Genomic DNA, 19,835 nt, shown 5'->3' with positions numbered 1-19,835 from the left:
AGGTTTCAATTAAAAAGCCAGCGTAAATCTTTGATATTACCTTCATTACTTAGGCCCGCATCGTAAACCGGCACATTGGCATCTGCATCAACGATACCCAAAACCAGTGCTGCGCCTTTACCTAATGTAAGGGTATTTGACCCGGCTTTAAAAGTGTACGTATGGATATTTACGGGCGGCAAGCCATCAATTTGAATAGCATTGGCAATCTTAATATCGGCCTGGCCATAATCATTGGCACTGGCATCTGTTTCCAGTTGCGGCTCGGGCAGGTATTGTGGCAGCTTGCTATTGAAAAAACCGACCAGCACTTTTACCGGCTTATCATTTTTAAAGTTGATGGTTGTTCCGTTCTTTTGCTGATCTGCCTTAGATAGCTTGATCCCTTTTAAACCTGCCAATTCTTTGGCTATATTTTTTATAACGGCGACAGTATCCGTGTACACCTGCTCTCCGGTTTGTAATTGATAATTATATGCATTGAGACTTACTGGCGCATCCTTCAAAACCGTAACCTCTTTTTGTTTTTGCTGCGCTTGAGGCGATTTCAGCGAATCGATATTCCGTTTAAAATTGTCCAGTTCCTTTTGATAAACAGGCAAAAGCTCGACCCAGGTTTTCATTTTGGCGTCATTGCCACCAACCGGAATTTTCCGTTGCTTGGTCTGCATGCTGTTGGCATACAGGTAAGTATTTTCGGTTAACTTCACCAGTTGTTTATAATACCCCAGACTGATTTGCAACTCGGGCAAAGCCTTTTCCAGATCAGCAACATTATCCGAATATTTATAACGCAGTACCCACAAACCTGCCTTTGCCTTGTAAGCATAGCTATTAGCCATAGCGTTATAGCAATACATATCATTTTTTAAACGGTCAAACTCCGCTTTATTTTTACTTACTCGCGTAGAAGCTTTATCGATAGCCTCAACCGCCTTTTTCCCTTGTATTATCACACTGTCGATAACCTTAACCGGTGTTTCGCCGGTGTGCGGTTGATGCTTCCACTCCTTTTCGGCATACTCACTCATCATTTCACCAACGGGCCCTTCCGAATTATACAACAAAGAAAACAGACCGTATTTTTCGGGATTAACCAATTGGCTCATCAACATGCCCAAAGTCATGGTTTGGCGGTTACCATCGGTGATCCCGAAACGGCGCAATAGCTCGGGCGAAATATTGCCCGATTGCTCATAAGCTTTTAAGATTGCCTCGCCATTAGCCTGATCGCATCCATATTTATCGGCCAGTTGCTTTGCCCAGTAACGGATTTCACCAGCCCTGTCACGCTTACTATTCCACGCATAGCGCGACCAGGCTTTGTACCAGATCCAATCCCTGTCCAACTGTAACAAGCGCTTTCCGCCTATGTTATCAGCGGTGTAAGGCCAATCCCAATAAGACGCCTGCGGGTATAAATGCAACGCGTTTGCCCCATAAATGGAATGCATAGCCTGTACGCATTTCTGGATAAAATCGGCCGAGCCATAACGGAAAGGCTCCAGGTTGGCCATGATATGCACATTCTCAATCTGTACAGTGCCAATGCTGCTCAGCGTACGGTGCAGATCGGCCCAGGGGCCATGCGGCTCGTAGGTGGTTAGCGCTTCGCCGTTGTATTTTGCTTCGGTATATAGATTTGAATAAAGTTGTTTGGCGTATTTCATCACATTGGGTGCGTCGGTATCATGCGCGCGAAGCACGATCGGCGGTTCATCTGTACGGCCTAAAGCTTTCAAGCCATCCTTTACCCCCGGAATTATCGTTTGGGTAAACCAGTCGACATCATCCTGGCCAACACCCTCCATGGCCTCTCCAAGCGTAACCAATAAACCTACGTTAGGGTATTTTTGCACAAAAGCAGCGATAGATTTACGGGTATAATCGGCAATGATGGGTACGATGTGCCGGTTCCTGTCCTGCGTTTTCAGGCTTTTTTTTTCGGCGAATGGTTTGGATACGATGATGTTGTAAAATCCCTGGATAAGCCAGATGCCGCGTTTATCGGCTTCATCAGCCAAAAAACTGTAAATCTCTTCGTTTTTCTTAAAGGTGGCATCATCAACCTCCACAGCGTAAGGATATTCTTTAACCCTTACCAATGATGCAAAAGGGTGACCATTCCACAAATACAATGAGTTCATTCGGTTATGGGCCAGCGAATCCAAATAACGGATCCATAAAGCTTTATCATAAAACCAGGGGAAATTTTGCGGCGTATAAGGATATTCATAAGTACCGCGACCGGGCAGCAAGGCGGGCTTCTGTACACCGATACATGTACCCCGCAAAACCATTTCGGGCTGGTCGTGCAGGTTAATGTTTATGGGCAGGCTTTTGTTCAGACTGATCCTGTCCGCCAGTTCAAGGCAGCCGTATAATGCGCCGGAATTATCGGCACCTGCTATCAGCAGTCTATTTTTGAGGCCGTTATCACTAATGATAAAACCTTCTTTTCCCGGGCGATTATTTGCAGCGCCAGTCAGTTTCTTAACCGGGGCATCCGCAAGTAAACCAACAACTATGGCATTACCTGAAGGCATTACGCCTTTGTAAGGTTGTTCGGTAACTGAATACCCGGCGTGTTGCAGGGCCAGCGTTAACTTTTGTACACCATAACTTATCCTCGCGTGATGCTGAGGCAAGGTAACAATGGTAATTTTTTTTGATTGGTTTTGAGCGTGTAAGTTTGAATAAAAACAAAAGATCAGCGTAAATAACAGCAACAGGAAACGATTAGATATCTTCATTTTCATTCGTATTAAACAGGCTTACCAAAGCCCGTTTCTTTGATTTAAACGAAGGCTTTAGTATCTCAAACGATACCTTTGGTTGTAAACTTAATTGGTTGTATAGTATTCAAAAATATCAGTACGCTGCTGCAATTTCATCTGATATTTTCTCTATCTACTATACGATATTATCATCATTAAAGCCACCAAGCTAATAAAAGAGAGAAAATGAGTCAGGATTAAGCCGGAAGTTTTACCAGTACATGTTTTAGCTGTATGCTCCGGGAAATTACCTTACCGTCGGCATAAATGATAAAGCCGTTGCCTTTGTGGTATTTTGTGCCGGTTTTATCCCAAACCACGCTGATCGTGTGCCCGTGATAAAGCACATTATCCAGTGCAAACCATTTCCATTGGTTTTGAGGGATCAGTGGGAAGATTTCGAGTATATTATCTTCACGCGGTTTCAGGCCAACAAGATCGCTGATGACCAAATCACAAAAACCGGAATGGTTGTAGTAGCTGCTCCTCGGATTATCGCCTTTAAGCCAGTAGCCAGTTTTTTCATCCTGGTATTCACCTAAATAAGGCTGCCCGCGTTTGATATGCGAAAGGGCATATTTATGCAATTCATTATAAAAAACACCCGGCGTCATGGTGCCTTTATTTTGATAAGCAGTAAGCAGGTTGGCCAATCCCTTCAAGGTTTGGGTGGTAGCAAAAGGCCATACCGCGCCGTCCCACTCGCAGCCATGCCCGGTACCATGGGTACGGAACAGCGGGTGTCTGCGCTCGGCTGTGGTAATGCCCCATGGCGCATTGAAACCTTTAGTGTCGGTTAGCTGATCCCATTGTTTGGCGTATGCCGGTTTATCATCGGGCAGGTTGAAATACCAGGGGATAAAGCCTAACTCCTCGCGGGCACCGGCAAAATTGCCGTCGGGTTTACGCACTTCAAAAAAGGAGGCGCTATCGCTCCAAAGGCTATCCTGCACCAGTTTTTTCAGGTCGATAGCTTTTTGTGTGTATTTTGTTTTCAGCGAATCATTGCCGGTTAAGGCCGCCATTTTTGATAGCGCCACCGCATTGCTATACATGTAGCTGTTAATGGTAGGCCGGATGTTTTTGACTTTACGCCCCCCGCTGATACTTTCCTCCATGGCGTCGCGTACATCAAACTGCCAAAACAATTTGGAAGGTAGTTGCTTTTCCGTTTCCCATACACGATAGTCGGTGTTGAGCAAGGGCAGCGCCTGTTCAACAAATTTTTTATTAAGGTTTACAAGGTAGTAGTTATACACCGCGTCATCAATCCAGCTGCTGAAAGCATGCAGGTGCGGCTTCTTTTGTTTTGGATCAACGTAAAGCCAAAAATTAATATACTGGTTAATATATTGCGGATCGTGCAACCAGCGCCCTTCATATACCTGGTGTCCGAGGGCACTACTTGAACTATTGTAAACGCCGGTGAAACTAACGGGAGTAATAAATTCGGTAAAAATAAAGCCATCGGGTGTTTGTTTCAAATGTTTCCTGAACGTCCACCAGCGGTAATAATAGATCTTTTGAATGGCCGAATCCGGGCACTCAAACAAAGGGATATTTTTGGCAAGCCAGTCGTAAGCATGGTCATTCGTGATGTAGTTTTTAACCGTTTCGGTATCGGCTTTGTTAAAGCTGTTTACATATGTTTTCAGCTTTTCAAAACCCAAAACGTGCTTTTGCTGAGCAAAAGCATTGCCTGCTGCACAAAAAAATAAGCCGATCAAAAATGCCCTTTTTATCATCTCTTAGAAGCTGTTAAAAACGATTAAATAAAACTGCTATATCCCGCCCGTCATTGCGAGGTACGAAGCAATCCCCTACTCTACAGGGCGGACTTACATAGCCCCTCTGCCTATTGGGGATTGCTTCGTACCTCGCAATGACGGCTTTTATATGTTAATGACTGTAGAGACGCAATTATGCGTCTCTACAGTCATTAAACAGCTTCTTATACCTCCACAATAGCTTTAATAACTCCGTTAGCCGGGTTAAGCCAGCTCTCAAACTGATCTTTTACTTCGTCAAAAGTTACCCGGTGGGTGATATACGTTTGCGGGTTTACCAGTCCGCTTTTCATAGACCCGATCACATGCTCAAAATCCTCACGGGTAGCGTTACGGCTGCTCATCAAGGTAGATTCGCGTTTATGAAATTCGGGGTGACTTACAATGATCTCATCCCGCTGCAAGCCAACCAACACATACCTGCCGCCATGGGCCAGATACAAAAACGCACCATTGATGGCCCTTTGGTTACCGGTAGCATCGATGATCACAGTTGGCATATCACCGTTGGTGATCTCTTTCAAACGTTCAGTTACATCTTCATTTTTTACGTTGATGGTGTGATCAACCTTCAGGTTTTCCCGGCAAAAATTAAGACGCTGTTCGTTTACGTCAGCAGCAATGACCTTTGCTCCGGCAATGTGGGCAAATTCCATAATACCTAAGCCAATAGGTCCCGCGCCGATGACCAGCACAAATTCGCCCGGCTTTACGTCGGCTCGCCGCACGCCGTGGGCACCGATAGCCAAAGGCTCAACCAATGCCAGTTCGTCAAAACTTAATCCCTCACCGTGAACCAGTAAATGTGATGGCACCTGCAGGTATTCGGCCATGCCGCCATCAGTATGCACACCGCAAACCTGGATATTTACACAGCAATTTGGTTTGCCCGAACGACAGGCGATACAATGCCCGCAATTGAAATACGGGATAAAAGTAACAGCTTCTCCTTTTTGAAAACTTTCGGCATCGCCGGCTTCAACCAGTTCGGCTGCAAGCTCATGGCCTAAAATTCTTGGATAGCTAAAAAAGGGCTGCGTACCTTCAAAGGCATGCAGATCGGTACCGCAAATGCCTATGCGTTTTATTTTAAGCAGCGAATAACCCGGTTTTAATTGCGGAGTTTCGGCAGTGCCGTATTCCAGTTGACCGGGTGTGGTGCAGGTTAGTATTTTCATTAGTTTTTCGTCATGTTTTTCTCTCCCGTTTCCGTGTCCTCACGGAAACAGGGTGTCTTTTTACAATTCACTATTAATGTTCATCCTTTTCGTTCTATGCATCCCTTATACCTGTCTGCGGGTGTTCGTGAGGACACGAACACGGGGTAAAAAGAACGAACACGAGAACAATATTAAAGCGAAACCCCTCTTTTCCACGGTATAAAATCATCCTGGCCGTGGCGCACAGCGTGGACTTCGATCTCTCCGCTTGCAACTTTTACCACGTAGTCCAGGATGCGTTCGCCGGCCTGTTCAATGGTTTCATCGCCTTCAACAATAGTACCGGTATTAATATCGATAATATCGCTCATGCGGTTAAATAACGCGGTGTTGGTGGCAATTTTTACAACGGGGGCTATCGGGTTGCCGGTAGGCGTTCCTAAACCAGTGGTAAACAGAACAATATTCGCGCCCGAGCCAACTTCGGCAGTGGTCGATTCCACATCATTACCTGGCGTGCATAGCAAGTTAAGGCCTGGCTTTGTCACTCTTTCAGGGTAATCCAGCACGTCCGCCACCGGCGAGGTACCGCCTTTTTTGGCAGCACCGGCAGATTTGATAGCATCAGTGATCAATCCATCCTTAATATTCCCCGGCGATGGGTTCATGTAAAAGCCTGAACCGGCTTCCTCAGCACGTTGACTATAAGTGCGCACGAGATCGGCAAAGCGATCTGCTTTAGATTTGTCTACACAACGGTCTATCAGGTTTTGCTCTACGCCACATAGCTCCGGAAACTCGGCTAAAATAACCGAACCACCCATTGCCACCAGCAGATCGGAAGTGTAACCGATAGCCGGGTTTGCTGAAATACCAGAAAAGCCGTCAGAGCCGCCACATTCTAACCCAATAGTCAGTTTGCTTAAAGGGGCCGGTTTACGGGTGTATTGGTTAGCCTGCATTAAACCTGCCAGCGTTTGCCTGATGCCCTGTTCCATCAAATCAGCTTCTTTACCTGTTTTCTGTTGATCTAAAATATACAAAGGTTTGTTAAATTGAGGCGAGCGTTTATTGATCTCTTCCTGCAAGGTTTTCACTTCGGCATTCTGGCAGCCTAAGCTTAAAACTGTTGCCCCCGCTACGTTAGGGTGCGTAATATACCCGGCCAGCAAACCACAAAGCGCAGTTGAATCCTGGCGAGTACCGCCGCAGCCACCTGTATGGGTTAAAAACTTAATGCCATCAACATTAGGGAAAACTTTGTTACCTGCACTTTGAGCGGTATCGCTGCCTATTTCGGTATATAAAACCTCATCTATCTGCGCACCTGCCTTTATTTTGCCAATCAGTTCCTGTGCCTTGATCTCGTATGTTTTTTTGCGGCCATAGCCCAAAGGTTTAACCAATGCTTCCTGCAATACTTCAATATTGCGGTTTTCGCAAAACACCATCGGTACAACCAACCAATAGTTTGCGGTGCCCACGCTACCATCTTCACGGTGATAACCGTTGAATGTTTTACCTTCCCATTTGCTGATATCAGGCTTGTGCCAATCGGTATGGCTTTGGCCTGTTAAAAAGCTGTTAGCCGCATGTTTTACATTGGTAGTACTTAGTAAACCTCCAACCGCTATCGGGCTCTGGGCCTTACCCACCAATACGCCGTACATGATGATCTCGCCGCCTTCAGGAATATCTACGATAGCGAATTTATGTTTGGCCGGGATCAGTTCCTTTACTGTATAAGTGTCACCTTTATAAGTAACCTGCTCATTAGCCTGTAAATCAGTCAATGCTACAAGCACGTTATCGGCGGGGTGTACTTTTAATATATTCTGTTTCATTGCTCGTTCTGTTTAAATTGCGCTTATCGCTAATTCTCCCTGTTCGTTAATCAGCTTAAACTGACGTGTTACTGCCTCGGTAAAGCCGGGTAAAGTTGTCAAATCCGAATCCCAAAGGTTTTTGTTTTTGAGAATAGCAACTATCGCAGTTTCAGCATCAGCCCCGCTCCACGCTTTGCCTAAAGTCGCTGCCTGGTCATCGGTTATCGCATAGCTATCTGAATGGGCTGTTCCGACATACTTGCCTTCAGCTGTTTCCGTGATCTGCATAAAGCGAATAAAAGCTGCAAAACCAAGGGCCATCATCTGCGGTGCCTTATTGTTTTGTTTATAGTAGTTTAATAATAACGGAATAACACGCATTTTAATTTTAGTAGCGTACTGTACCGAAATACTTAACCACTCATGCCTGATGTTTGGGTTGCGGAACCTGTCGAGCACCTTATTGCCAAAATCGCGGGCTACATCTTCATCAATTTGGTAAGGAATAGATGGCATGATCTCGGTGAACATCAACTGCGTAATGAACTTTGTAAAATGTACATCATCCATGGCTTCCTTAACCGTTTTAAAGCCTGATAAGTAGGCTACAGCACAGCTCAATGTATGCGTACCATTAAGCAAGCGGAGTTTCAACTCTCTGAACAGTTCAATATCAGGGGTAATCACCACGCCCTTATCTGCCTGGGCAAAAGATAATACTTCGGCTATTTTTTCATCGCCCTGGATAGCCCAGAGACTATAAGTTTCGGACATGATACTGAGGTTATCAGTATAACCACGTTCAGTTTCCATGGCGTCGCTCATTTGCTGATCTGGTCTGCCGGGCACAATCCTGTCCACCAATGAATTGCAGAAGCTATTGCTGCTTTCCAGCCAATCCATAAAGGCTGGCTCCAGTTTATTCAGATGGGCAAGTTCCAATACAATGGATTCCAGTTTTTTACCGTTATCAATGATCAGTTCGGTTGGGATGATCACCAGTCCGGTATCTGGTCTGCCGTTAAAGGCCCTGTAACGCTCATATAAAATAGCCAGCAATTTGCCGGGGAACGACGCCGGCGGGTGTTTGCGTACATCCTCCTTTACCAATTGAATGCCGACTTCGGTTGTATTAGAGATCACGACCTGTAAATCCTTGTTCCTGGCTATCTCCAAAATATCTTCCCACTCGCTTGATGCCGAAAGTACGCGACTGATTGCTGAACAGATCACCTGCTCATTAACTTCCATGCCATCTTCAATTCCTTTTGAATAAATGGTATACAAACCATCCTGCATATCAAAATCAGTAGTTGAACCTTTGTCAGTAGATTTAACAACAGCTACCCTGCCGTTGAAGATCCCGCTGCGATTAGCTTTATCGATGAAATAATCGGGCAGGCCACGCAACAATACGCCCGTGCCAAACTGAAGCACCTTCTCAGGCAAGTCAAATACATTCACAGGAGGCAATTCAGTTGCCGGTACAGTTGTTTTGTTGAGGTTATATCTTGATAATATCATGCTCTTTCTAAATTGTAATAGGTTACTATTTTTTTGTTTGAGGAATTTGCTTAACCAGCCAGCTTACTAGATCGTTAGCTGCTTTAAAATTATCATAATCAGGAGGCAGCTTGCGACCGTCTGTATATTCGTTATAAAACCAGGGATCACCAACGGCAAACACGGTGCCTTTACCATATTTGGCAGTAGCTACAATGACATCCTTGCCGTTAACTAATTGCGCAACCGTCGGATTGGTTAGCTGCAGGGTGCTCAACTCTTTGATGTAAATTTTTCGGGCCGTTTTAAAGATGGCATTATCTTTTGGGATATTAATTGCACCTTGCTCAAAGTTACGCCCTACCACCCGGTTAACACTATTTAGGTTGAAGCTGATGCCAAATTTCGCCATCAGTTTGTTCAAGTGCACAAACTCGGCATTGCCGGTGTCATTGTTTAATACAACCAGTACACCGCCATCTTTTACCCAATTACTGATGGCATTGATATGCGGCTCCTCAATATATTTTGCATCTGGGTTTTCCTTCGGGATATCGGGGTCAACAATAACATAGGCTGCTGCCTTTTTGAGGTTCTCTGTATCCGGCGCTTCATTTAAAGTTTTGGTGTGCAGACCGTAATTGTTAAAGATCTGTCCAAAAAACGAAAAACCATTATTATCCTGCTCCTCCCATTTGTAATGGAACGGGATATTTTTACCAGTAACATCTTTATGGAACTCATTATTGAAATAGCTGTCTAAAAGTACAGTTTTGCCTTTGCCTAAATTGAGATTGGCTAAACGCTCCATCTCCACACTGGCCAGCATAAATGAACCAACACCTTTGGTTTCGTTAACGACAGTTTTTACACCGGTGTAGTACTCGTAACTGCCGTCGCGATATGGTTCGCCGCCAACACCTACCGCACCTGCGGTGCCTTTAATGTTTACCTGTCCGTCAGCATCCGTTTCGATGAAATTTTTGAGGATGGCGTCGTAAGCTTTTTGCGCTACCGGCAAATATTTTTGAGACAAATAGCCTTCCCTTACACCTTTAGCCAGCGTATAAACAAACATGCACGATGCCGATGCTTCCAGATAGTTACCATTCTTGCCGCCCTTATCAAGTACCTGGTACCACAAACCCGAACCCGAATCCTGACTGCCTTGTATCGCCACAGCCAGGCGGTTCAAAATGGCCATTAACGCCGCACGTTTAGGATGACTAACTGGAAAATATGGCAACACATCAACCAATGCCATAGCATACCAGCCATCGGCACGGGCCCATAAACTTGCCGACAGACCAGTTTGAGGATTAGCCCAGCGTTCCTTTTTCCTTTGATCCCAGGCATGGTACAGCAAACCTGTTTTGCTATCGCGTGCATGTTGCTCCATCCAGATAAACTGATCAGCTATCTGGTCAAAATCTGCATCTTCATGGTAAACGGAAGCATATTCGGCATAAAATGGCTCGGCCATGTACAGGCCATCCAGCCACATTTGATTAGCATATCTTTTTTTATGCCAGAAACCGCCTTCAGGCGTTTTGGGTTGTTCGTCTAATTGTTTGCGCAGTAAGGAAGCCGCTTTATAATATTTTCCGGCACCTAACACCTGGTTCAGAAATAACAGACTTCGCCCTGAAAGGATATTATCCAGCGTATAATCTTTGGCTTTGTAAGTGCGAATGCTTCCATCTGTGCCTACGTACCTGTCCATCGATTTTTGGATATAACCAAAATATTCGTTTTTGGCCGATTGCTGCCAAACGCTTTGCAAGCCCTGCAAAACAATCCCCTGATCGTACGACCAGTTAGTGCCCGGCAACGAATCCTTCCAGATATGAATAGCGGTATTGGCCATCCGCTGCGACCAGGGCAGCGTTTGCGCTTTAAGCCCCCAACCCGCAAACAGGAATACACTCAACAATAATATTTTCTTCATACAACTCATTTTATCTGCGTTACATCCCAGTGGTCATTCCCGGCAAAGATGTTATTCAAAGTATATTTCTTCACTTCGGCTTCAGTTAGCTGGTGCGACCATGGCACACGTTTACTCATATCTGTACCCTTGCTTTTATATTCGGCAAAAAAGGCGGTCTTTTCGTTTTCGGGATTACGCCAGTTGTCCCATCCAATGGCATAAATGTGCTTATCCATTGTGGTATTGATAAAAACTGACCTGGCATATGGTCGCCATGGCCTGCCAAGGAAAACTTTTTTAACAGAAGTATCTGCGGGTATCAGTTTACAATCCAAAAAAACAAAGCCAAACTGTTGCCGCGGTGTAGTTGCCGGGGCCGTTATAAAGGAATTTTTCAAGCTCTTAATCACACAGCTTTGGAACACTGAAGTTGCTTCGCCGAAAATAAAATCGGTAGTACCTTCAATGTAGCAGTCTTTATAAAACTGGCGGCTGTTTTCGGTGCCGGCATACAGCGTATCCTGGTTGCCCAGCAAACGGCAATTAATCACGGCGCACCTGTCGCCCTCAACATGCAAAGCTACTGCCTGCCCTACCGGCCCGGCTGTGTTTGCTATAGTTAAATTCCTCGCGGTAAAATCATTCCCCTGTACCAAAATGGTGTAGGAAGTATAGGTTGTAAACTCAGTTTTCCCAAAGGTATCTTTTCCCTGAGGGTTCGGTTTGCCCGAAAAATCGCTGTTGGTTATAATGGTTTTGTTTGAGTCCTCTCCAATCAGCTCGATATTACATTTCCAGGAAGGGATCACCAGTTTTTCCTGGTAAACACCGGCTTTTATGTAAATACTAACCATTTGCTGCGACAGATCGCGAACGGCATTTACAGCCTGCTGAATAGTTTTAAAATCGCCGCTACCATCCTGGGCCACGGTAAAGCGCTTTGGGTATACAACCGCCTGCGCCAGCAGTAGTGCCGGTACAAAAACGATCCATATCAACAACGCGACCTTCTTCATTATTTTAAACCGGTTAATGAATTTTCTGCCGCACCCGAACCAAACTCAACTTTATTTTTCGCCTTTGAGGCATCTGTATTCAGTAATTTTATTTGCTGCGATTTTTTACCGCTGATCTTAAACAACAGCTGCGTATCGCCATAGGTAATATGATCAAACGTAATGCTGCTACTGTTTTGAACGTTAATAAGCGGACTGGTTTCTTTGCTTTCGAGGTGAATGTTCTTTAAGAAAACATCCTGCGCCTCTATAACGTCTGCGCCTTTAACGGTTTTGAAAGTGCTGTTTTCGATGTGGATATCTTTGATCCCCATCTCGGGCAGTCCCCTGATCATGAGCGCCTTTTCGGCACCATTACATACCACATTATCAACATAGAATTTTCGGAATGAAGGTGTAGCTTCGGTCACGGGCACAACAGCCTGGTCGTTTACATTATCATCTTCGCCGGGCGATTTGCCGCCATAGTACATATCAAACAGGATGGCCTCATGAAGAATATCCTTCATGGCAATATCCTTGATAAAAATATTTTCAACCACCCCGCCCCTGCCGCGCGTGGTTTTAAAACGCAGACCGATATCAGTTCCAATAAACGTACAGTTAGACACGAAAATATTACGCGCTCCGCCTGACATTTCGCTGCCTATCACAAAACCACCATGGGCACGGTAAACCACGTTATTACGTACTACAACATTTTCGGTTGGCTTGCCGCGTTTACGCCCTTCTTCGTCCCTGCCCGATTTAATGCAGATGCCATCATCGCCGGCATCAAAAGTGCTGCCTTCAATCAAAACATTCCGGCACGATTCTACATCAATGCCATCACCATTCTGCGCATTCCAGGGGTTTCTAACCCTTGCATTCTGTACCGTAAGGTCTTCGCATAATAAAGTATGGATATCCCAGGCAGGCGAATTTTGCAGCGTAACACCCTGCAGCAATACTTTTTTACAGTTGGTAAGCACGAACATGTTTGGCCGGAAAAAATCTTTAAAGGGTTCATTATCCCTGAGGGTTTTGCCATTGCCTATCACACCTGCTCCCGGAGTTTTTAGTCCGCTGACATAACTTTCAGATGGGTACCAGGACTTACCGTTTTCGCTCACTACACCGCCCGATGCTACCAGTTTTGTCCATTCGGCTTCGGTAAGCCTTTCTTTGCTTATCGCCCGCCAAACCTCGCCATGGCCATCTATGATCCCTTCGCCGGTAATAGCTATATTGGTAAGATCGGTACCTGATATTGGCGATTGGTTACGCACCGCAGCATGGCCTTCATAATTGCCTTCAACCAGTTTATACTGGCTTTTATCATCGGTAAACTGAAGCAACGCTGCACGGCTCACATGCAGGTTCACATTGCTTTTCATCACCAGCGGGCCAGTTAACCACAATCCCTGTGGAATAAGCACTACCCCTCCACCTTTGGCACTGCAAGCAGCTATCGCTTTATTAATACTTGTAGTGTTTAATGTAATTCCATCGGCTTTAGCACCGTATTTTAAAATGTTAATTGTATCTTTTTTAAATGAGGGCTTGCTTACCTGCGGCAAATGCTGCCAGGAATACTGCCGAACCTGCGCCCGCGATGTAAAACAACCCGCCAAAAGCAGAACCGCTACTCCAAACCTTGTTTTTATTACCGACATGTTTTTATTTTAAAACAGCTATTTATCGCCTTATAATTGGTGAAGGACCCTTAAATCCTAAACAAGATTAAAGGCTGACAGCAATAAAAAAAAGGATTTGCCCAACTAAAACCGCGCAAACGTTCCCAGAAACGTTTGCGTAAATTTTGAGCAGACTGGAAGAAGTAACAGGTTTCCGTTTAATCGCGAGGACTACCCTTCATAAAACATCACTATTGAAGCAGGGAAATCGCTTTTGGAACACGAGGCTCCTACGGAGCCTTGAAACTCGTTTAATTTTCCCTATAAACACGCTATCCCCCCGGGGTGGCCCCCCTGAATCTCATAACTCCGTTAGGAGTATCGTGTTTATAGCAACATATTACGTTTCGCAACCGGCTCCATAGGTGCCCCGTATCGCCTGTTTGTTTTAAAAGCGATTTGCCTAATTATTGATGCCCCGATTTCATCTTGTCAAATTATTTTTATAATTACTTTGAAATACAAAGTACTTTTATTTAACTTTACTTCAGAAAATAACTCTTCACTTATCCAATAATGAATATGAAAACAATAAGCAATTCAATTGTACCGCCAATAGCTCCCATTTCCTTAGGCAAAAACATGTTGTTAGGATGGGGGATCGGGTTGATCCTGATCAGCGTGTTTCTTTTCCAGGTTAACGAGCCAAATCCGGCCTGGGGAAAACTATGGATGATCAGACCGCTCATTATAACCCCGTTAGCAGGTGCTGCAGGCGGAGGGATTTACTATTTCATGGATCAACTTCGCCGTATGAGAAGTTGGAACAAAGTATTATTTCAACTGCTGAGCCTTATTCTATTCATCATTGCACTATGGTTAGGTATTGTATTAGGGTTAGATGGAACTTTGTGGAATTGAGCCCGTTCAACAGCTAAGGTTCATCCTCAAACTTATATACTTTCTTAAACTACTACTCGCCTTTGGATTTTGGTAATTTATCAAAGTCAACTACACCGGCCCGCGTCGCCCAGGCGCTGTACATTGCTTCGAGTTCGGCTACTTTTTGAGGGTATTGGGCGCTCAGGTCATTTAATTCGGAGCGGTCGGTGCTGATATTGTAAAGCTCCCATTTACTTTCGGGGCGTTGCGATACCAGTTTCCAGTCGCCTTGCCTTACAGCACGGTTACCTTCGTGCTCAAAAAACAATCCGTTATGTCCTTTCCAGCTTTGCCCCTTAAATACCGGAACAAGGCTTATACCTTCCGTTGGCGGAATGCTATTGCCATGATAAACTTTGGGATAAGTTGCCCCGGCCAGATCAAGGCAGGTTGCCATCAGGTCAATAATATGGGCAGGCTTACTGACGATAGCACCCGGTTTGATAACATCCGGGTAATAAGCTATAAAAGGCGTGGCGGTACCTCCCTCATATTCCCAGTGCTTAAATAAACGAAAGGGAGTATCACTTACATTAGCCCCTAATGACCCGTATGATGTAAAAGATGTTGGATCGCTTGCAGGCTTCCCGTTTGCAGCCAATACTTCGGGAGTAAAGCCTGGCCCCGCAATGGTTTCATTACTGGCACCATTATCTGACAGAAACATGATCACTGTATTTTTATCCTCACCTAACTCCTGAAGCTTTTTCCTGATCCGGCCTATATTCTGATCCATCCGGTCGACCATGGCGGCGTATACGGCCATCTTGGTATCAAACTGTTCTTTTTCTTCCGGGCTGAGGCTATCCCATTCAGGCACGCTCTTATCCCTGGGCGAGAGTTTTTCATCTTTGCTGATGATCCCTAACTGTTTTTGGCGTTCCAACCGTTGCTGCCTGAGTTTATCCCATCCTGCCAGGTACTTGCCTTTGTATTTGGCAATATCTTCGGGCAGCGCCTGGATTGGCCAGTGGGGACTGGTAAATGCCATATACAAAAAGAATGGCTTGTTGGTACTTTTATTACCTTCAATAAACTTAATGGCATAATCGGCATAGGCGTTGGTTGAATACCAGTTTGGCCCTGGTGTATACTCCTTATCATCTAAAGCAATGGTAAGTTTCTGGTTAGGGCGATAAGGCATTGTTGGAGTAAAATAACTGCTTGCACCATCTATCAAACCAAAATAATGATCAAACCCGCGTTTCACCGGCCAGTGCGAGGGATCTGTGCCAACATGCCATTTGCCAGCCATCAGCGTATTATAGCCATCTTGCTTAAGCGCCTCGGCTATGGTTACGCAATTTTGGTTCAGGTAGCCCTGGTAAGCCGGCACATCCCTATGATTTACCATATCGCCAACGCCGGCCTGGTGCTGATAAAGGCCGGTGAGCAATGATGCCCGGGTTGGGCAGCAGCGTGATGCATTGTAAAACTGCGTCATGCGCAAACCGCCTTTGGCCATAGCGTCGATGTTTGGCGTTTGGGTTTCGGATCCAAAACAGCCAATATCTGAATAACCCATATCATCGGCCAGGATAATAATGATATTTGGCCGCTTAGCGGCAGCCTTATGCTGAGCAAATATTGGATTACTTACTGCAGAAAAAACAAAAATTATACTGAGTAACTTTTTCATAGGAAAGTTATAAACGTGATCTATTTAACACTAAGCGTAATATCCTCATGATTGCTATGCGATGTTTTTATCCAAAGCAAATGAGTTGTTTTATCATAATACCAGCCTGCCGTTTTAGCTAATGCATCAGCATTATCAAGCGCCTTCAATGTTGCATTGTTTTCGGTGATCAAAGATGGTTCCTGATCATGAGGCCAATGTATTTTTGCCAGATAGGTATGCCGCGCCGGAATAAAGCTACCCACAGGCTTTTTGATCTGCAATTCCCATCCACCGGCGGCTTCTGCGATTGCTATTTGAGTGATCGCCTTATCGCCCTTTTGGTATTTTAAGCTGACACCATCGTCTTCATACAGTTTGAACTCAGATGCCTGTCCCGGAAACACATCCAGCGTGATCACAGCTACCGGTTTTTCATCCATATATTTCATGGCAGGCTGCATCGGGATGATACTGCCTGCTTTTACAAAAATGGGCAAATGATCGGCCGGGGTTAGGATATGTATGTACTGCTTCCCGGCATATTTTTCACCTGTCCAGTAATCAAACCAAACTCCCTTTGGTAAATAAATAGTACGTGTTTGTGCGCCTTTTATGGTTACCGGGCAAACCATCATGTTATCGCCAAACAGGTATTGGTCGGCTATATTGTAGGTATTAGGATCATCCTGGTATTCCAGTACTAAAGTGCGCATAAGCGGCATGCCAGTTTGATATTGCGTATATGCGTTGCTATAAATGTAGGGGATCAATCTGTAACGGAGGTCGTCATATTTTTTAAAGTTGGCTAAAGCCTCGGCCCCATAGTTCCAGGGTTCTTTATAGCCTGGGTGATCCATACCAAATACCATAGCCACCGGGCTAAACATTCCAAACTGTACCCAGCGCATGTATAATTCCGGATCGGCAGCATGCTCAAAGCCCCCCATGCAATGCGCCCAATAACCAACACCCGACAAACCGATATTTAACCCGGCTTTTATAACAGGTGCAAAGTACTGCCATTCGCTTGGCCAGTCGCCGGCAAAAATGAACGGATACCGCTGAATACCGGAATAACCCTCACGGGTTTGATTTAGACCGCGAATGCCATTATATTCCTGGAACTTTAAATATGGCGCTTTAGCATAAGCAATGGGGAATACATTATGCAGCTGGGTTATTTCCTTACCTGTAGGCCCAACCTTTTCACTTTCATTGGCCAATGAACCAAATGCACTGCCCTCGTCCGTTTTCAGGAATTTGGCACCAATGGAGGCAACTTTCATAACGCCATTATCCCACCACCAGTTTGCAGCCTGCTGATCAAAGAAGTTTACAAACTCGCCCGGTTTTCCGTTTTCCGGGTACGTAAAACCTTTGGCCTGTGCCTGGTCAAGCAGGTTCAGGTTTTTGGCATTATCAAACCTTGGGCGGATATGCAGCCCCACCATTTTAAAGTTCATGGCATACAAGCTGTCAAACATGGCTTTGGGGTCCTTAAATGTTTCGCGCCATTCAAAGGTGGTAGCTCCTTTGCCCCCATTTTTACCAAACAGCCGCCAGGTAGAATCAAGGAAGAGAATATCAACAGGGATCCCCATTTCACGCATTTTACGGGCCAGTTCAATTACATATTTATCCGAGGTAAGTTCCTCATGCCCCCAGGTACCGCCGCTATAAGTACCCATATGCAAGCCAAAAGCAAACCGTGGCAGCAATGGCGATTTGCCTGTAATGGTTAAATAACTGTTTAAAATAGCCGGAAATGTCGGCCCATAAATAAAGTAGTAATCCAGTTCGCCATCATTTGCTTTAAAGCTGTATTCATCATCGGTTTTGCTGCCCATATCCCATTCGGTAGCAGATGAATTATGCAGGTAGATGCCGTATCCCTTGGTGCTCATAAAAAATGGCACCGGGCAATAATTGGCCTCGTTGATGTTATAAGCGCCAAGCAAATTATTTTTGCTTTTCCCCCTGCCTACATTGAGTTTTACCAGCTTACTGCGCTGGTCGGTAAAATCCATACGTTCGCCAAAACCAAAGAAATGCTCATTGGGTAACAAGTCTTTTGTGCACATTACCGTATCACCCATATGATGCAAGCCGCCGTTTCGCTTGCTGTTCGGTACATATTCTGATGATAACATTACACCTTTACTATCGGCCACGTTGATAATAAAGGGAGATTTAAGTACCGTAATGATCAATGCAGAAGTTTGAATAATATATGCCGACTGTGCGTCAGTTACCTTATAATCAACAGCAGGCCATTTATAATTTTCCTGCATTAAATGTTCATCAGGTGCAAATTTACGGCTCCAGCTTGCCCTTACACGGAACATGGAAGGCGAACAAAATTCAATTTTAACATCGCCATTGGCATTGTTAAAATACAATGTATTGCCTTGTTTTTTATAGCCGGACTTATTGCTGCCAATACCCGTTTGGGCGAAGGCATTCACCACAACTAATAAAACAAAGGCCAAAAACAGGGATACCTTCTTCATTACTTACTCAGTTTATAAACTTCGCTCCCGGCCAGCAGGAAACAGCCCAAACCATAATCTTCAAAATCGGGTACATTGTTATAACCAACAGGCTGACCATCTTTAGGCTCTTTGCCAGTTCCCTGTACAAAGCCGAGCATACCATCCGGGTGCAGGCACTCTGTTGACATGGCATTCCATGCTTTGATAATGATGGGTAAATAGGTTTTCTTTTTCAGGATGCCATGATTAATACCCCAGGCCATGCCGTAAGTAAATAAGGCCGTACCCGAAAGTTCCTTCCCGCCGAAATTAGTCGAATCTTTCAGGCTCACGTTCCAATAGCCATCCTCACGCTGTAAAGGCACCAGTGCCTCAATCATTTCTTTATATACCGATAAATACTCATTGCGGTGAGGCGCGTTTTTAGGCATAACTTCCAATACACGCAGCATAGCGGCCACTACCCAACCATTACCGCGCGACCAGTAACAATCTGCTCCGTTGGGCTCCTTGTAAGGAGGGACAAAATCTTTATCGCGCCACCAAAGATGATCTGCAGTATTATACAACCCTTTGCCGCCGTGAACAGTTTTAGAGTAGTTGTAAATGTCGAACATCTTTTCATAATACCTATTGTCATTGTATATTTCGCCAAGCCTTGCATAAACAGGCATGGCCATTTGCAGCGCGTCTATCCAATTCCAGTCATCCTTTTTCTCGCTGTTCACCATCAGGTCGATACTTTGCTTTATTTTTTCAATGCGCTCGGGCTTTTTATCTATGAGATAAAGATCGATATAGGTTTGTCCGCAGCATTGGTTATCCGCATTGCGGGTATCAACAGCGCCACGGGGAGCCCATTGGTGTTTCTCGCTCCAGTCAACCGCGTAGTCATAGTACTTTTTTTGAGGGTCGATCTTGTACATTGCCATCAGTCCTTCGTAATAAACAGCCCTTGTCCATAAATTACTGGTACGGGTTGTGCCCTTTACGGTAACAGAAGCGCCCGGATCAGGCCATTTCTGCATAAAATAATTGTTGGCGAGGGCCATATCGGCCAATACCTTACTTTTTACCGGTTGTTGCGCATTAACACTGCCCGCCACTGCCATGATGACACCGGCGCACAAGACCGTTTTTATCCTTATAAATAATTGATTCATAT

The 19,835-nt window shown here is 45.0% G+C and carries 12 protein-coding genes; 1 reads left to right on the top strand and 11 read right to left on the bottom strand.

Features of this window, described 5'->3' with window-relative positions; translation table 11 throughout:
• Window positions 1–5 precede the first annotated feature (5 nt).
• The 8 genes from MTO98_RS08665 to MTO98_RS08630 form a co-directional block, all read right to left on the bottom strand.
• Window positions 6–2,753, bottom strand: coding sequence for a hypothetical protein (locus MTO98_RS08665; protein WP_243486253.1), 2,748 nt, complete (start codon window positions 2,751–2,753; stop codon window positions 6–8).
• Between the two features lie 221 nt (window positions 2,754–2,974).
• Window positions 2,975–4,522, bottom strand: a complete 1,548-nt coding sequence (locus MTO98_RS08660; protein WP_243486252.1) for a glycosyl hydrolase family 65 protein — start codon at window positions 4,520–4,522, stop codon at window positions 2,975–2,977.
• A gap of 206 nt (window positions 4,523–4,728) precedes the next feature.
• A complete protein-coding gene (locus MTO98_RS08655; RefSeq protein WP_243486251.1) occupies window positions 4,729–5,742 on the bottom strand; it encodes a zinc-binding alcohol dehydrogenase family protein in 1,014 nt (337 codons plus the stop codon).
• Between the two features lie 173 nt (window positions 5,743–5,915).
• Window positions 5,916–7,568, bottom strand: coding sequence for a UxaA family hydrolase (locus MTO98_RS08650; RefSeq protein ID WP_243486250.1), 1,653 nt, complete (start codon window positions 7,566–7,568; stop codon window positions 5,916–5,918).
• Window positions 7,569–7,580: 12 nt separating this feature from the next.
• On the bottom strand, window positions 7,581–9,074 hold the full coding sequence (locus MTO98_RS08645) for a tagaturonate reductase (RefSeq protein WP_243486249.1): 1,494 nt from the start codon (window positions 9,072–9,074) through the stop codon (window positions 7,581–7,583).
• Window positions 9,075–9,099: 25 nt separating this feature from the next.
• Window positions 9,100–11,001 (bottom strand): glycoside hydrolase family 88 protein, encoded by a 1,902-nt coding sequence (locus MTO98_RS08640; protein WP_243486248.1) that lies wholly within the window; start codon window positions 10,999–11,001, stop codon window positions 9,100–9,102.
• Window positions 11,002–11,006: 5 nt separating this feature from the next.
• Window positions 11,007–11,999, bottom strand: a complete 993-nt coding sequence (locus MTO98_RS08635) for a pectinesterase family protein (RefSeq protein ID WP_243486247.1) — start codon at window positions 11,997–11,999, stop codon at window positions 11,007–11,009.
• Window positions 11,999–13,654 (bottom strand): glycoside hydrolase family 28 protein, encoded by a 1,656-nt coding sequence (locus MTO98_RS08630; protein WP_243486246.1) that lies wholly within the window; start codon window positions 13,652–13,654, stop codon window positions 11,999–12,001. Before MTO98_RS08630 ends, MTO98_RS08635 begins: the two co-directional genes overlap by 1 nt.
• A 543-nt stretch (window positions 13,655–14,197) precedes the next feature.
• On the opposite strand from MTO98_RS08630, the gene MTO98_RS08625 reads away from it, so the two are divergent.
• On the top strand, window positions 14,198–14,536 hold the full coding sequence (locus MTO98_RS08625; protein ID WP_243486245.1) for a hypothetical protein: 339 nt from the start codon (window positions 14,198–14,200) through the stop codon (window positions 14,534–14,536).
• Window positions 14,537–14,588: 52 nt separating this feature from the next.
• Here the strand turns inward: MTO98_RS08625 and MTO98_RS08620 are convergent, their stop codons facing one another.
• Genes MTO98_RS08620 through MTO98_RS08610 form a run of 3 tightly spaced genes read right to left on the bottom strand, consistent with a single transcriptional unit; the run spans window position 14,589 to window position 19,833 of the window.
• Window positions 14,589–16,196, bottom strand: coding sequence for an arylsulfatase (locus MTO98_RS08620; RefSeq protein ID WP_243486244.1), 1,608 nt, complete (start codon window positions 16,194–16,196; stop codon window positions 14,589–14,591).
• A 20-nt stretch (window positions 16,197–16,216) separates the two neighbouring features.
• Window positions 16,217–18,688, bottom strand: coding sequence for a glycoside hydrolase family 31 protein (locus MTO98_RS08615; RefSeq protein WP_243486243.1), 2,472 nt, complete (start codon window positions 18,686–18,688; stop codon window positions 16,217–16,219).
• Window positions 18,688–19,833 (bottom strand): glycoside hydrolase family 88 protein, encoded by a 1,146-nt coding sequence (locus MTO98_RS08610; RefSeq protein WP_243486242.1) that lies wholly within the window; start codon window positions 19,831–19,833, stop codon window positions 18,688–18,690. Before MTO98_RS08610 ends, MTO98_RS08615 begins: the two co-directional genes overlap by 1 nt.
• Between the last annotated feature and the right edge of the window lie 2 nt (window positions 19,834–19,835).

The organism is Mucilaginibacter sp. SMC90 (assembly GCF_022811725.1).
Classification (GTDB): domain Bacteria; phylum Bacteroidota; class Bacteroidia; order Sphingobacteriales; family Sphingobacteriaceae; genus Mucilaginibacter.
The sequence above is the reverse complement of the archived record's forward strand: the minus strand, read 5'-3'. Positions and strand labels throughout refer to the sequence as shown.

What these genes read in the sequence shown, in the direction of transcription:
- MTO98_RS08655 (WP_243486251.1), bottom strand. Translation starts at nt 5,742, where the DNA reads ATGAAAATACTAACCTGCACCACACCCGGTCAACTGGAATACGGCACT.
- MTO98_RS08620 (WP_243486244.1), bottom strand. Translation starts at nt 16,196, where the DNA reads ATGAAAAAGTTACTCAGTATAATTTTTGTTTTTTCTGCAGTAAGTAAT.
- MTO98_RS08660 (WP_243486252.1), bottom strand. Translation starts at nt 4,522, where the DNA reads ATGATAAAAAGGGCATTTTTGATCGGCTTATTTTTTTGTGCAGCAGGC.
- MTO98_RS08635 (WP_243486247.1), bottom strand. Translation starts at nt 11,999, where the DNA reads ATGAAGAAGGTCGCGTTGTTGATATGGATCGTTTTTGTACCGGCACTA.
- MTO98_RS08630 (WP_243486246.1), bottom strand. Translation starts at nt 13,654, where the DNA reads ATGTCGGTAATAAAAACAAGGTTTGGAGTAGCGGTTCTGCTTTTGGCG.
- MTO98_RS08625 (WP_243486245.1), top strand. Translation starts at nt 14,198, where the DNA reads ATGAAAACAATAAGCAATTCAATTGTACCGCCAATAGCTCCCATTTCC.
- MTO98_RS08645 (WP_243486249.1), bottom strand. Translation starts at nt 9,074, where the DNA reads ATGATATTATCAAGATATAACCTCAACAAAACAACTGTACCGGCAACT.
- MTO98_RS08640 (WP_243486248.1), bottom strand. Translation starts at nt 11,001, where the DNA reads ATGAAGAAAATATTATTGTTGAGTGTATTCCTGTTTGCGGGTTGGGGG.
- MTO98_RS08650 (WP_243486250.1), bottom strand. Translation starts at nt 7,568, where the DNA reads ATGAAACAGAATATATTAAAAGTACACCCCGCCGATAACGTGCTTGTA.
- MTO98_RS08615 (WP_243486243.1), bottom strand. Translation starts at nt 18,688, where the DNA reads ATGAAGAAGGTATCCCTGTTTTTGGCCTTTGTTTTATTAGTTGTGGTG.
- MTO98_RS08610 (WP_243486242.1), bottom strand. Translation starts at nt 19,833, where the DNA reads ATGAATCAATTATTTATAAGGATAAAAACGGTCTTGTGCGCCGGTGTC.
- MTO98_RS08665 (WP_243486253.1), bottom strand. Translation starts at nt 2,753, where the DNA reads ATGAAGATATCTAATCGTTTCCTGTTGCTGTTATTTACGCTGATCTTT.